Genomic DNA, 13063 nt, shown 5'->3' on the forward strand with positions numbered 1-13063 from the left:
AGTTCTTTCACGATCCACCACTACGTTCCACAGAACAGGCACACGCATTCCTCCACGGGAGGAAGTTGTCAGGTGATAAATGATGATCAATCGGAGCGTCCATGCAGCGACGCTCTAATCAAGACATCCTTCTCTTGATAGCCCGCACGCGGGCCAGCCCTAACGCGTTGAAGAACTTCCATGTAAGCGACGCTCCTTGTTGGTTCAGTGTCGGTGCCTTGGGTTGCGCACTCTGGCAGCATGAATTCACGGACCAACGATGTGTTTCAGCCATGTTTTGACATGACGGTCGACATAGTTAGTTATGGGAAGCATAGCCAGTGCAAAGACCTGCGCAAGGCCACTAGTCGGCCAGTATCTGGCACTTTTTGCACAAGAAACGGTTCAGCGCGGGGAGAATTGTTGGCGGGGCGGACGCTTTCGCGAGCAAGCTCGCTCCCACATTGGAACGCCTGCCCCTGCTCGCGAAGGCAAAAGTTGCAGCACTACAAAAAAACCAGAAATGACTTACAGGCTCCCGTTCACCTTGGTCGCCACCTCCGCGGGCACCCAAGGCTTCCAGACCTGCGGCTGATCACGCAAAAACGCCTGCGCCACCACTCTCGGCTGCAAACGTTTTTCGCTCATCCCCGCCAGTGTCTGGTTCAACAGATCGATCGGCAGATCGACCTTTTCAAAGAACGTCACCAGCTCCGGATACTGCGCCTTGAACGGCGCCGACACGCCAATCGCCAGGCTCGCCGGCATTGAGCGGGTGCCCTTGGGGTTGGGATTGTTGGCATCGGCCAGGGTCTTCCAGGCCTCGGCATCGAATGGCGGCTCATCCAGTTTGACCAGTTTGAATCTGCCAAGCAGCGGCGTCGGTGACCAGTAGTAGAACAACACCGGTTTGCCACGCTTGATCGACGATGCCACCTCGGCATCCAGCGCCGCGCCGGAACCGGTGCGGAAGTTGACGAAGCTGTCATTTAGCGCATAAGCCTTGAGCTTCTGGCTGTTGACGATCTCCGAGGTCCAGCCGGTCGGGCTATTGAGGAAGCGCCCGCGAGACGGATCTTCCGGGTCGCGGAACACGTCTTTGTAGCGCGGCAGGTCCGCCACCGACTTCAACTCCGGCGCCAACGCTTTGATCCCGCGTTCAGGGTCGCCCTTAATCACATACTCAGGTACCCACCAGCCTTCGGTGGCGCCTTTGACCGTATCGCCCAAACCGAACACCTTGCCTTCGGCGGCCGCCTTGACCCACGCCGGACTGCGCCCGGCCCATTCTTCGCCAATCACCTGGATATCGTTTTTCGCCAATGCGGCCTCAAGGCTGACCGTACTGCCGGGCAACGTGTCGGTCGGGTAGCCATAGCCTTTCTCAACGATCAGGCGCAGCACTTCGGTGATGAAACTGCCGCTCTCCCAGGTGATGTCGCCGAAGTGGATCGGCACGGTTTTCTCCGTAGCCGAAACAGTACCAACGCTGAGGCTCAGAGCCAGCAACGACGTGCCGAGCAGGGTTTTGATCGATCTCATGCAGACCTCTTGTTTTGCAGGAATTGGTTGGCGCTGTGGCGATCGCACAGCGCTTGGGAACGGCTCATGTACACGCTGACCGAACGCTGGGAGATACCCAGTTCGGTGGCGATTTGCGGGTAGGTCAGGCCGTCGATGCGGGCGAGCAGAAACGTCGCGCGGACTTTGCCGGGCAAGCGCTGCAAGCTGTGATCGATGCGGTTGAGGGTTTGCGACAGCGTTACGAGGTCTTCAGGCGAAGCGGCGTAATCGACATCGATGTGCTGGCGATGGTGACGTTCCAGATCACCGCGTCGCCAGCGCTGATAAAGCAGGCGTTGGGCGATAGTCGTCAGCAGGGCGCGAGGTTCACGAATGGCCCTCAGCGCTGGGGCTTCGAGCAATTGGGCGAAGGTTTCGGCGGCGATGTCTTCGCTGCTGGCCGCGTCATGCAGATGACGGCGCAGATAAGCACAGAGCCAACCATAGTGGGCGCGAAACAGGCCGTCCACGGTGTGACGATGGGAAAGGTCGGCGCCGGACATAGGGGCTCCTTGATGAGGGGTCGCTGAATGTCCGGTGTTCCGGTGGCGCGATCGTAGCAAGGCGCCTTATTCGTTATAAAATACTTAAAACGAATCTTTATATTCCATTTACAAATAAAAGATCAAAAGATCGCAGCCTTCGGCAGCGCCTACACCGATCCCCTGTAGGAGCCGCCGAAGGCTGCGATCTTTAGCGCAAGCGCCCATAGCCAAGTCCTTCAGCCTCACGCTGATAGTCGAGCAGGATTTGATAATCGCGCTCACTGGCCGCAAACACCTCAGGCAATCCCAAGGTCTGTACGACATCAGGGAGTTCGCGCAAGGTTTCATTCATTACCTGTCGGAGCTGCTCGACCTGCTCATCCGTAGCGCTACCTACCGTAATAAACGGCAGGGTCGGGCTCAGGGCGCTGCGCGCAATCACCCGCAAGGCGCTGACTTCTTCAGGCACATACCGGGCGAGATAGGCGTAGGTAACGCTGTCGATGGCAGCCAGATCGGCGCGGTTTTCCCGCAGCCAGCGCAGGCTCTCGCGATGGCCGCCGCTGATACCGACCGAGGCGAAGAATTGTCCGTCCTGATTCAGTGGCGCCAAGCGCTGACGCAGCAGGTTCATGCCACTGTTGGAGTCTTCGCTGTTGATCACCCCGCGACTGTTGTGAAAGTCCGCCAGGGTTTTGCGTGGGTCGTCAGCGTGGCCGAGGATCAGGCTGCAATGATTGCCAGCGCTGGCGTCGGGCAGTTCGTAGCGTGGGCGGCCGACGATGCGCACTTGTCCGCGCAATACAGTCATCAGTGGATAGCCGCAGGTTTGCGTGAGCAGCAGATCGGGGGATAGCCAGAGTTCTGGCAGAGACAGGTCTTCAGCACTCAGGCGAGTGTGGCCAAGTTGCTCGATAATGCGCGCAATCCAGCGCTCATTGGCCGCGCGGATCGGCTCGGGGGCGACGTACATCAGCAGTTCGGTGTGGTGTTGAGCCATACACATTTTCCCCGAGTTACAAATAACCAATGTGGGAGCGAGCCTGCTCGCGAAAGCGCTGGGGCAGGCAACAGATCCATCAACTGACACGACGCCTTCGCGAGCAGGCTCGCTCCCACAGGGTTTTGTGGTGTTCTTGGGTTAGTGGTAAGGATGCTCGGGACTGTCGATCGGCTTGACTCCATGGCGCCGCCAGAACTCGCCATACCCATGCACCAGAAACCCGCCACTGCGCGCGATCCATTGCTCGCGATGCATCCGGTAAACCGTCGGCAAGTCGTACCACGCCAGCTTCGGCAAGTCGTGATGCACCAGATGAAAATTCAGATTCAGGAACAACCAGCGCCATGGCCAACCCGCTTCGTTCAAGACGGTGCGCTGCTCCGGCTGCGCATGCGGGCGGTGTTCATAGTAGGAGCGGATCATCGCAATCGACAGCGCCGGCACGCTGATCAGCAGCACGTAATGCCAGACCGGCAGCACGCTGACACGGGCGACAAACCACAGCATCAATAACGTGAGCAGGCCGTGGGTCAGCCACATCAACCAGGCCTGGCGCTCGCCATTCTTCAGCCGCAGCAACTCTTCTTTGGCCAGCGCCATCAGCGCCAGCGGTGCGCCGATCACAAAGCGCCCGAGCACGGTTTTGTTCAACCAGTGCAAGCTGCGTTCAAACGGCGAACTGCCCTGCCAGCCAACGCGGGTCAGATAGCGGCTTTCCGGATCGACGCCGGGCACGGTGAGATCCTCATCACGGTGATGCAGCAAATGGCTGTCGCGATACAGCGTGTACGGATACCACACGGCAAACGGCGCGTAGCCAAGGATCTTGTTGAAGCGAACCCAGCGCGTCGGATGCCCGTGCAGCAACTCGTGCTGCAACGACAGCCACAACACCAGCAGCGGAGTCAGCAACAGCGTGCTCAAGGCACGGCCCAGCCAATGACTATTGAGAACAATGGCAAACCAGCCGCCATAGACGCCGATCAGCAACAACCAGGTCGGCCACTCGGTACGGGCAGTAAAGCGTTGGCGCAGAGTTTCGATCTGCTGACGATGGGCGGCGTCGAAGTAATGGGGCATGGCATTGCTCGGAACGGGACTCTTCCCCTTCTGTGCAACGACGCGGTGCAATCTTGCAGATTATTTTCGGGTTCAGGCAGGAGCCCGAGAACCGGGCTCCGGAAAGGCGTGATCAGTGACCGAAGATGTCGACCTTTTTGGCTTTCTTCTCTGCGCGTTTTTCAATCGCGGTCTTGGCCGGTTTCTTCTTTGCGGCTTTCTTTGAATCCATACCTTTGGACATGATGCGTACTCCACTCACAGGGGATGTAGGCTCAGGTATACACCTATCCTGTTGCGCGCGTTCTTTTATAATCGCCGCTTTCAGCGCCGACAGTCCGATCCCATGCCCGACACCCAATACAGCCTGCTCGACGAGTCGTTATGGCCGTTGATGAACAAGTTTTACCGCAGCCACCAGTCCTCGATGAAAGCGGTTCGTGAGGCACAATTGTGGGTCGCGCGACGGGGCGAGATTGTTGCCGCGTTGTGCTTGCGGCCAGTGTCCGGCGGGCATTGGTTGACCGGGCTGTTCGTTGATCCGGGGTGTCGTGAACAGGGCATTGCCGCAAAGCTGATTGCAGCGGCGGTGCAGGATGTGAGCGAGCCGGTGTGGCTGTTCTGTCATCCGGATTTGCGCGAGTTTTATGAGCGACGCGGATTCACGTTCGACCCGGCGCTGCCGCAGGCGATGGCGGAGCGCTTGAGCCGGTATGCGCGGAGCAAGCCGATGATTGCGATGGAAAGGGTTCCCGCTCAATCCTGAAGGACATGCAAAAACCAATGTGGGAGCGAGCCTGCTCGCGAAAGCGGTGTGTCAGTCACAGAATCTGTCACTGATATTGCGCATTCGCGAGCAGGCTCGCTCCCACAGGGATATGTGCTGGGCACTGGATCAATCGTCAGCTGTGGGATCAAGATCCGGGAACATCACTTCGGTAAAACCGAACTTAGTGAAGTCGGTGATGCGCGACGGGTACAACCGGCCGATCAGGTGATCGCATTCGTGCTGCACAACCCGTGCGTGGAAACCTGAAGCAATGCGCACAATCGGCTCGCCCTTCGGATCAAACCCTTCGTAGCGGATCTGCTGATAACGATCTACCGCGCCACGCAAACCCGGCACCGACAGACACCCTTCAAAGCCCTCCTCCATCAACGGACTCAACGGCGTGATCAGCGGATTGATCAGGATCGTCTGCGGCACCGCTTCAGCGTCCGGGTAGCGTTCGCTGTGTTCGAAACCAAAGATCACCAATTGCAGATCGACACCGATCTGCGGCGCCGCCAAGCCGACGCCGCCGACGCTTTCCATGGTCTGGAACATGTCGTCGATCAGTTGCCACAGCTCGGGGCTGTCGAACATCTCGGCTGGCACGGGCGGGGCAATGCGCAGCAGGCGCTCGTCGCCCATTTTCAGAATTTCACGGATCATGATCAGACTTCGTCAGTGTCCGGCTTGAGCGAATGATCGCGGCCCAGGCCCGAGACGTGTTGTTTGGGATGTTCATCGAGTTCGCCGGGGACTTTCTCACCCGCATCCTTGCCCTCGCTGGACATGTGCTCGATCACCGCGTTCATCTCGGCGCCGAGCAACAGCACCGCAGCGGAAATGTAGAAATACAGCAACAGCACGATGATCGCCCCGATGCTGCCATACATCGCGTTGTAGTTGGCGAAGGTCTTCACGTAGAAAGCGAAACCCAACGAGGCGATGATCCACACCACCACGGCCAATACCGAACCGGGGGTGATGAAGCGGAATTCCTGTTTGACGTCGGGCATGACGTAGTAGATCAGTGCCACAGCGACCATCATCAGAATCACGATCACCGGCCAGCGCGCGATGGTCCACACGGTGACGATGAAGTCTTCCAGTCCCACCTGCGCGGCGATCCAGCCCATCACCTGCGGCCCGAGCACCATCAGCGCAGCGGCCACCAGGAGCATGCCGGCAATGCCGACGGTGTAGACAATCGACAGTGGAAAACGCTTCCAGATCGGCCGGCCTTCGACCACGTCATACGCGGCGTTCATCGCGCTCATCATCAAGCGCACGCCCGCGGAGGCAGTGTACAGGGCGATAACGATACCGACGGAAAGCAGGCCACCCTTGGACTGCTGTAACTGGTCAATCACCGGGTTGACCTGCTCCAGCGCCTGCGGTGGCAGGACCAGTTCCGATTGCAGGCGCAGCCAGGAGAAAAAGTCCGGCAGGTGCAGGAAACCGATCAGGGCGATCAGGAACAGAATGAACGGGAACAGCGAGAACAGCATCTGGTAGGCCAGTGCCGAGGCATAGGTCGACATCTCGTCGTCGACGAATTCAGTGACCGTGCGCACCATCACCCGATGCAGGGGCAGACCTTTCATGTCTGGAAATATCATTCGCGTCTCCTTTCGCCGCAATACAGGTTGAAGTCGTGGCGACTCAGGGGCCGTTTTTTACATCACGGTAGCCTGTTTGGCGAACCTCGTCGGGTTGCTGCAGGCTTTTGACACAAAAACGGCCATCCTTGGATGGCCGTTCATGTATTTCGTTCAAGGCTGAATTACGCCTTGTCGACACCTTTTTTGACCGCGTCCTTGGCTTTGCCGACCGCTTGCTGGGCCTCACCTTTTTTCTCTTGAATCTTGCCTTCGGCTTGCAGCTTGGTGTTGTCGGTGGCTTTGCCGACGCCTTGCTTGATGTTGCCGACTGCTTCGTTGGCCATGCCTTTTACTTTATCGCCTGTGCTACTCATGGTGTTTCTCCTTGGTGCAATTAGGGGGAAAAGTCAGTACGTAATGATTGACTGGCCGGGTTTGCGCCAAGTTTCATTTATTTTCAGCGGCTCATTTCGTCGCGGCGTGCAGGTTGGGCTTTATGTTTGCGTGCGTAGCCCCGAGAATGCGCAACATATGGGCGTCAAGCGCCAGGAACCGATCCCGCAGGAATGTTATGAAACTCGATAAAACGCAGGCCATTGCCCGTCGCAACAAGGAACTGGGCGGCGCCGTGCTCGGCACCAACAACTGCCACTTCGCCGAACTGAACCGTAACCGCAACATCTGGTGGTTCGATCTGCCGGTGTCGCGTCTGGCCATCGGTCAGTACGAGTGGATTCACCTGCTGATGCACACGCCAGCCACTGACGAACTGCTGCACCTGAAAGTGCCGACGGTGTTTCTGCGTGAAAAGCTGGAAGGGCTGGTGATTCGTAATGAAGGCAAGCGTAAAGCCGCGTTGAGCCTGGAATTGAGTGCGGACAAGGACTCGTATCTGCAGGACATGCGTCCGGCGGGGACCAATGTGAATTTTGCGCCGTTCCGTCAGTAGGATTTGGCAGCCCCCTTCCCCTCACCCTAGCCCTCTCCCAAGGGAGAGAGGACTGACCGAGGTGTCTGGACGAGGTACGCCGACCTGAGATTCCGAGTTGAACTCAGATTCTAAACAGCCCCCCGATCGGCTCCCTTCCCCCTCGCCCCCCTGGGGGAGAGGGTTGGGGTGAGGGGGTAGGATTTACCGGACACTGCAAACTCCCTCGCATACACCAACAAAAAGCCCCGCATCTGCGGGGCTTGGTGTTTTAGGCGGCGGACTTGGCCTTGATCTTCTTCAGCTCTTCATCACGCAACTCGCGGCGCAGGATCTTGCCGACGTTGGTGGTCGGCAACGCATCGCGGAACTCCACCGAACGTGGCACCTTGTAACCCGTGACGTTGGCGCGCATGTGCTCCATCACGGTTTCCTTGGTCAGCGTGACGCCCGGTTTGGCGACGATGAAAATCTTGATCGCCTCACCCGATTTCTCGTCCGGCACGCCGATGGCTGCGCACTGCAACACACCCGGCAGGGTCGCCAGCACGTCTTCCAGTTCGTTCGGGTAGACGTTGAAACCGGAGACCAGAATCATGTCTTTCTTGCGATCAACGATGCGCATGTAGCCGTCCGGCTGGATCAGCGCGATGTCACCGGTCTTCAGCCAGCCTTCGCTGTCGAGCATTTCATCGGTGGCTTCCTGACGCTGCCAGTAACCCTTCATCACTTGCGGGCCCTTGACGCACAGTTCGCCGATTTCACCCAGCGGCTGCTCGACACCGGCATCATCGATGACTTTGCACAGGGTCGATGGCACCGGAATACCGATGGTGCCGATCTGGATGTTCTGGATCGGGTTGACCGTGGCCACCGGGCTGGTTTCGGTCATGCCGTAACCTTCGCAGATGGCGCAACCGGTGACCGCTTTCCAGCGCTCGGCAGCGGCCAGTTGCAAGGCCATGCCGCCGGACAACGTAACTTTCAGCGCCGAGAAATCCAGCTTGCGGAAACCTTCGTTGTTGCACAGCGCGACAAACAGCGTGTTGAGGCCGACGAAACCGCTGAACTTCCACTTCGACAGTTCCTTGACCATCGCCGGCAGGTCGCGCGGATTGCTGATGAGGATGTTGTGGTTGCCGATAAGCATCATCGCCATGCAATGAAAGGTGAACGCATAGATGTGGTAAAGCGGCAGCGGCGTGATCAGGATCTCGCAACCTTCATTGAGGTTGGAACCCATCAGCGCCTTGCACTGCAGCATGTTGGCGACGAGGTTGCGATGGGTCAGCATCGCGCCCTTGGCCACGCCCGTGGTGCCGCCGGTGTATTGCAGCACCGCAACGTCGCCGCTGTCGGGATTGGCTTCGGCCACCGGTTGACCCTGGCCCTTGCTCAGCACGTCATTGAACTTGACGGCTTTTGGCAAGTGATAGGCCGGAACCATTTTCTTCACGTACTTGATGACACTGTTGATCAGCAGGCGCTTGATCGGTGGCAGCAGGTCGGCGACTTCGGTGACGATGACGTGTTTGACGCCGGTTTTCGGCACCACGGTTTCAGCCAAATGCGCCATGTTCGCCAGGCAAACAAGGGCTTTGGCGCCGGAGTCGTTGAATTGGTGTTCCATTTCCCGCGCGGTGTACAGCGGGTTGGTGTTGACCACGATCAGCCCGGCGCGAATCGCACCGAAGACGGCCACCGGGTACTGCAGAACGTTGGGCAGTTGCACGGCGATTCGATCGCCGGGCTGCAAATCGGTATGCTGTTGCAGATACGCGGCAAACGCACCGGACAATTCGTACAACTCACCGTAGGTGATTGTCTTGCCCAGGTTGCTGAAAGCCGGTTTGTTGGCGAAGCGTTGGCAGGATTGCTTCAACACTGCCTGAATGTTCGGATACTCGTCCGGATTGATGTCGGCAGCAATTCCAGCCGGGTATTTATCCTTCCAAAAGTCTTCGATCATGGAAGCCCACTCCTCAGCAACGCGAATTCTTCACCGCATTTGATGCGATTATTATTGGTGTGTGTTTGGTATTGGTGAATCTGGCTTTTACAGAGGCCGAGAAGTCACAAAGCGCGCCGAGAGTAGCAGCTTTGCCAAGGGTCGACTAGAGCCAAAAGCGGCCCCTACAGTCATTATCATGACTCAAGACTACCTAGCAGTCATTTTAGAGCAAAAATCCTAGAACACCTTTTAAGCCCCGGTTTTCGGGGGCTTAAAGCAAAAGATCGCAGCCTTCGACAGCTCCTACAGGAAATGCATTCCAAGGTAGGAGCTGCCGAAGGCTGCGATCTTTGTGTTTTTGACTTTTACGCGATATCGCGCAACTCGCGCCGCAGAATTTTCCCGACAGGCGTCATCGGCAATGACTCACGCAACACGATGTGTTTCGGCACCTTATACGCAGTGAAATTCTCTTTGCAGTAAGCCTTGAGTTCTTCGAGACTGACCCCGGTTTCCCGCGCCACCACAAACAGCTTCACCGCCTCCCCGGAACGCTCGTCCGGCACGCCGATCACCGCGCAATTGGCGACCTTCGGGTGCGCCATCACTACGTCTTCGATCTCGTTCGGATAAACGTTGAAACCAGAGACGATGATCATGTCCTTCTTGCGATCGACGATGCGCACGAAACCGTCCGGATCGATCACCGCAATGTCACCGGACTTGAACCAGCCCTCGGCATCCAGCACTTCGGCAGTGGCCTCAGGCTTGTGCCAATAACCTTTCATGATCTGCGGGCCCTTGATGCACAACTCGCCGCGCTCGCCCATCGGCTGTTCGACACCGTCATCGTTGATGACTTTGAGCAACGTGCCCGGCACCGGCAAGCCGACCGTGCCCAGCCGCGACTGGTCGCCGTACGGGTTGGTGCAGGCCACTGGCGAGGTTTCGGTCAGGCCGTAACCCTCGGTGATGCGGCAACCGGTCATCTGTTCCCAACGCTCGGCGGTGGCTTTGACCAGCGCGGTGCCGCCTGAGTTGGTGAGCTTCAGGCTGGAGAAATCGAGGGTCTTGAAATCCGGGTGATCCATCAGCGCCACGAACAAGGTGTTCAGGCCCAATAGCGCGGAGAAGCGCCAGTTCTTCAGCTCCTTGATGAAGCCGGCAATGTCGCGCGGGTTGGTGATCAGCACGTTGTGGTTGCCGGAAACCATCATGCACATGCAGTTCGCGGTGAAGGCATAGATGTGATACAGCGGCAGCGGTGCGATCATCACTTCCTGGCCTTCGCGCAGCAGCGGCTGCCCGTCCGGGCCGAGTTGCGCGAGACAGGCGCGCACTTGCTGCATGTTCGCCACCAGATTGCCGTGGGTGAGCATCGCGCCTTTCGCCAGCCCGGTGGTGCCACCGGTGTATTGCAGCACGGCGATGTCGTCGAGGCTGACCTTCAGCGGCTTGATGCCCAGACCTCGGCCCATGCGCAGTGCGCTTTTGAAGGAGATGGCCTGCGGCAGCGAATACGCCGGGACCATTTTCTTCACTTTGCTGACCACGGTGTTGACCAGCCAGCCCTTGGCGGTGGGCATCAGGTCGCCCATTTTGGCTTCGATCAAGTATTGGATGTCGGTGTCGGCCAGTACTTCCTGGACCTTCTGGCCGAACATGTTCAGGTACACCAGCGCCCGCGCGCCGGAATCCTTGAACTGGTGGCGCATCTCCCGTGCGGTATACAGCGGGTTGGTGTTGACCACGATCAGCCCGGCACGCAGTGCACCGAACACGGCAATCGGGTAATGCAGGATGTTGGGCATCTGCACGGCGATGCGATCGCCCGGAACCAGATCGGTATGCGCCTGCAGGTAACCGGCGAAGGCGGCGCTCTGCCGCTCAAGTTCAGCGTAAGTCAGGGTGATCCCCATATTGCTGAACGCCGGGCGATCAGCGAACTTCTTGCAGGAACGCTCGAACACCTCGATCACCGACTTGAACTCACCCATGTCGATGTCCAGCGGTACGCCGGCCGGGCGCTTGTCGTTCCAGAAATCAGGTTGCATTGTTCTTGTCCTCTTTACCTGAGCCGATCCGGGCCGCTTTCTGTCATTTCTGAAAAAGCGGAGCTTCACGGACACTAGCAGTTATGGCCATTGAGGCAAATATGGCCAAAGCCGTCATTGATCGTGTGAATCTTCCTGCCGTGGCGTGGGCTGATCAGACGCGCTATACAATGATCCGACTTTGAGCAAAGGAATCGCCATGATCCACGACACCCTATGGCTGGACGCGAGTGACCGCAGCCGCCTGTTCGTCAATCAATGGCTGCCGGCGGCGCCGTTGAAAGCGGTGATCCTGCTGGCCCATGGCATGGCCGAACACAGCGGCCGCTATGCGCGATTGGCGGACACGTTTTGCGACAAAGGATATGGCGTGTACGCGCCGGATTTACGCGGACATGGCAAAACCGCCAATCACGGTACCCTCGGCCACTTCGCCGATGACGACGGCTGGTGCAAAGTACTCGGCGATCTAGCCAGCCTCAATCAGCACATCGGCCAGCAGCACCCTGGTGTGCCGATCATCCTGCTGGGGCACAGTATGGGTAGCTACCTCGCCCAAGGTTATCTGCTGCATCACAGCGCCAGCCTGCACGGGGCGATTCTCAGTGGTTCCAACTTTCAACCCGTTGCGCTGTACCGCGCTGCGCGGCAGATCGCTCGCCTGGAAAAACTGCGTCAGGGTGGCAAGGGTCGCAGCGCGTTGATCGAGTGGCTGTCGTTCGGCTCGTTCAATAACAAGTTCAAACCGGCGCGCACACCGTTCGACTGGCTGAGCCGCGACCCGGCCGAGGTCGACCTGTACGCCAACGACCCACTGTGTGGCTTTCGCTGCACCAATCAACTGTGGATCGACCTGCTCGGCGGCTTGCAGCAGATCAGCAAAGCGTCCAATCTCGCCCAGATCGACCCGGGCCTGCCGCTGCTGGTAATCGGCGGCGAATGTGATCCGGTGAGTGAAGGCAAGCGTCTGACAGATCTGGCTAATGCGTTGCGCACGGCCGGCAGCCAGCACCTGCAACTGAAGATCTACCCGCAGACGCGGCACGAATTGTTCAACGAAACCAACCGCGACGAAGTGATCGCTGATGTGCTGGCCTGGATCGATCAGGCCTTGAGCCATCCGCGACCTCATCGCAGCGAATAATTTTTTGTGGATTCACTGAATCCGTCACAGGAATCGAGACCGATGACCCAGGTTACCAACATCCCTTACGAAGCCCTCGAAGTCGGCCAGACCGCCAGCTACAGCAAGACCGTCGAAGAGCGCGACATCCAGCTGTTCGCCGCGATGTCGGGCGACCACAACCCGGTGCACCTGGACGCCGAGTTCGCTGCCGCCAGCATGTTCAAGGAGCGTATCGCCCACGGTATGTTCAGCGGTGCGCTGATCAGTGCCGCCGTTGCCTGCGAGCTGCCTGGGCCCGGCACTATTTATATCGGTCAGCAGATGAGCTTTCAGAAGCCGGTGAAGATCGGTGACACGCTGACCGTGCGCCTGGAAATTCTCGAGAAGCTACCGAAGTTTCGCGTGCGCATTGCCACTCGTGTGTTCAACCAGCGTGATGAGCTGGTGGTGGATGGTGAGGCTGAGATTCTGGCGCCGCGTAAGCAGCAGACGGTGACGTTGCCGACTTTGCCGGCGATTAGCATTGGCTGATTGATTAGCGGGGT

13 protein-coding genes are annotated in these 13063 nt (G+C 58.4%); 4 read left to right on the forward strand and 9 right to left on the reverse strand.

Going from position 1 to position 13063, the window contains the following annotated elements; genetic code table 11:
- Positions 1–507 precede the first annotated feature (507 nt).
- From J0G10_RS23920 to J0G10_RS23935, 4 genes are all read right to left on the reverse strand, one after another.
- Positions 508–1521 carry an ABC transporter substrate-binding protein gene (locus tag J0G10_RS23920; RefSeq protein WP_220556886.1) on the reverse strand — a complete coding sequence of 338 codons (1014 nt, stop codon included), beginning with the start codon at positions 1519–1521 and terminating at the stop codon, positions 508–510.
- A complete protein-coding gene (locus tag J0G10_RS23925; RefSeq protein WP_095048175.1) occupies positions 1518–2045 on the reverse strand; it encodes a sigma-70 family RNA polymerase sigma factor in 528 nt (175 codons plus the stop codon). Before J0G10_RS23925 ends, J0G10_RS23920 begins: the two co-directional genes overlap by 4 nt.
- 190 nt (positions 2046–2235) lie before the next feature.
- A complete protein-coding gene (locus J0G10_RS23930) occupies positions 2236–3027 on the reverse strand; it encodes a phosphate/phosphite/phosphonate ABC transporter substrate-binding protein (RefSeq protein ID WP_220556887.1) in 792 nt (263 codons plus the stop codon).
- Positions 3028–3168: 141 nt separating this feature from the next.
- Positions 3169–4110 (reverse strand): fatty acid desaturase, encoded by a 942-nt coding sequence (locus tag J0G10_RS23935; RefSeq protein ID WP_220556888.1) that lies wholly within the window; start codon positions 4108–4110, stop codon positions 3169–3171.
- Between the two features lie 325 nt (positions 4111–4435).
- Between J0G10_RS23935 and J0G10_RS23940 the strand changes: the two genes are divergently transcribed.
- Positions 4436–4855, forward strand: coding sequence for a GNAT family N-acetyltransferase (locus J0G10_RS23940; RefSeq protein WP_095048178.1), 420 nt, complete (start codon positions 4436–4438; stop codon positions 4853–4855).
- Between the two features lie 129 nt (positions 4856–4984).
- Here J0G10_RS23940 and def read toward each other — a convergent pair whose 3' ends face one another.
- The 3 genes from def to J0G10_RS23955 all read right to left on the reverse strand — a co-directional run bounded on the left by def (position 4985) and on the right by J0G10_RS23955 (position 6833).
- Entirely contained in the window at positions 4985–5524 is a 540-nt protein-coding gene (gene def / locus J0G10_RS23945; RefSeq protein ID WP_095126179.1) for a peptide deformylase, read from the reverse strand.
- A 2-nt stretch (positions 5525–5526) separates the two neighbouring features.
- Entirely contained in the window at positions 5527–6477 is a 951-nt protein-coding gene (locus J0G10_RS23950) for a YihY/virulence factor BrkB family protein (protein WP_007917840.1), read from the reverse strand.
- A 164-nt stretch (positions 6478–6641) separates the two neighbouring features.
- Positions 6642–6833 (reverse strand): CsbD family protein, encoded by a 192-nt coding sequence (locus tag J0G10_RS23955; protein WP_093430455.1) that lies wholly within the window; start codon positions 6831–6833, stop codon positions 6642–6644.
- Between the two features lie 197 nt (positions 6834–7030).
- On the opposite strand from J0G10_RS23955, the gene J0G10_RS23960 reads away from it, so the two are divergent.
- On the forward strand, positions 7031–7408 hold the full coding sequence (locus J0G10_RS23960) for a hypothetical protein (RefSeq protein WP_007917843.1): 378 nt from the start codon (positions 7031–7033) through the stop codon (positions 7406–7408).
- Between the two features lie 250 nt (positions 7409–7658).
- On the opposite strand, the gene fadD1 is transcribed toward J0G10_RS23960, so the two are convergent.
- Both fadD1 and fadD2 read right to left on the reverse strand, forming a co-directional pair.
- The gene (gene fadD1, locus J0G10_RS23965) at positions 7659–9356 is read right to left on the reverse strand and encodes a long-chain-fatty-acid--CoA ligase FadD1 (protein ID WP_095048180.1); all 1698 of its coding nucleotides are present in this window, start codon (positions 9354–9356) and stop codon (positions 7659–7661) included.
- 347 nt (positions 9357–9703) lie between these two features.
- Entirely contained in the window at positions 9704–11392 is a 1689-nt protein-coding gene (fadD2, locus tag J0G10_RS23970; protein ID WP_095048181.1) for a long-chain-fatty-acid--CoA ligase FadD2, read from the reverse strand.
- Positions 11393–11591: 199 nt separating this feature from the next.
- On the opposite strand from fadD2, the gene J0G10_RS23975 reads away from it, so the two are divergent.
- Together J0G10_RS23975 and J0G10_RS23980 are read left to right on the forward strand one after the other, a co-directional pair.
- The gene (locus J0G10_RS23975) at positions 11592–12536 is read left to right on the forward strand and encodes an alpha/beta hydrolase (RefSeq protein ID WP_220556889.1); all 945 of its coding nucleotides are present in this window, start codon (positions 11592–11594) and stop codon (positions 12534–12536) included.
- Positions 12537–12578: 42 nt separating this feature from the next.
- Positions 12579–13049 carry a MaoC family dehydratase gene (locus tag J0G10_RS23980; RefSeq protein ID WP_003227420.1) on the forward strand — a complete coding sequence of 157 codons (471 nt, stop codon included), beginning with the start codon at positions 12579–12581 and terminating at the stop codon, positions 13047–13049.
- Positions 13050–13063 lie beyond the last annotated feature (14 nt).

Origin of the sequence: Pseudomonas germanica (assembly GCF_019614655.1) — a bacterium.
In the GTDB taxonomy this organism is placed as follows: domain Bacteria; phylum Pseudomonadota; class Gammaproteobacteria; order Pseudomonadales; family Pseudomonadaceae; genus Aquipseudomonas; species Aquipseudomonas neuropathica.

Coding starts and splice junctions, on each gene's coding strand:
- J0G10_RS23955 (WP_093430455.1), bottom strand. CDS start 6,833: ATGAGTAGCACAGGCGATAAAGTAAAAGGCATGGCCAACGAAGCAGTC.
- J0G10_RS23975 (WP_220556889.1), top strand. CDS start 11,592: ATGATCCACGACACCCTATGGCTGGACGCGAGTGACCGCAGCCGCCTG.
- J0G10_RS23950 (WP_007917840.1), bottom strand. CDS start 6,477: ATGATATTTCCAGACATGAAAGGTCTGCCCCTGCATCGGGTGATGGTG.
- fadD2 (WP_095048181.1), bottom strand. CDS start 11,392: ATGCAACCTGATTTCTGGAACGACAAGCGCCCGGCCGGCGTACCGCTG.
- J0G10_RS23920 (WP_220556886.1), bottom strand. CDS start 1,521: ATGAGATCGATCAAAACCCTGCTCGGCACGTCGTTGCTGGCTCTGAGC.
- J0G10_RS23940 (WP_095048178.1), top strand. CDS start 4,436: ATGCCCGACACCCAATACAGCCTGCTCGACGAGTCGTTATGGCCGTTG.
- J0G10_RS23980 (WP_003227420.1), top strand. CDS start 12,579: ATGACCCAGGTTACCAACATCCCTTACGAAGCCCTCGAAGTCGGCCAG.
- J0G10_RS23935 (WP_220556888.1), bottom strand. CDS start 4,110: ATGCCCCATTACTTCGACGCCGCCCATCGTCAGCAGATCGAAACTCTG.
- J0G10_RS23925 (WP_095048175.1), bottom strand. CDS start 2,045: ATGTCCGGCGCCGACCTTTCCCATCGTCACACCGTGGACGGCCTGTTT.
- def (WP_095126179.1), bottom strand. CDS start 5,524: ATGATCCGTGAAATTCTGAAAATGGGCGACGAGCGCCTGCTGCGCATT.
- J0G10_RS23960 (WP_007917843.1), top strand. CDS start 7,031: ATGAAACTCGATAAAACGCAGGCCATTGCCCGTCGCAACAAGGAACTG.
- fadD1 (WP_095048180.1), bottom strand. CDS start 9,356: ATGATCGAAGACTTTTGGAAGGATAAATACCCGGCTGGAATTGCTGCC.
- J0G10_RS23930 (WP_220556887.1), bottom strand. CDS start 3,027: ATGGCTCAACACCACACCGAACTGCTGATGTACGTCGCCCCCGAGCCG.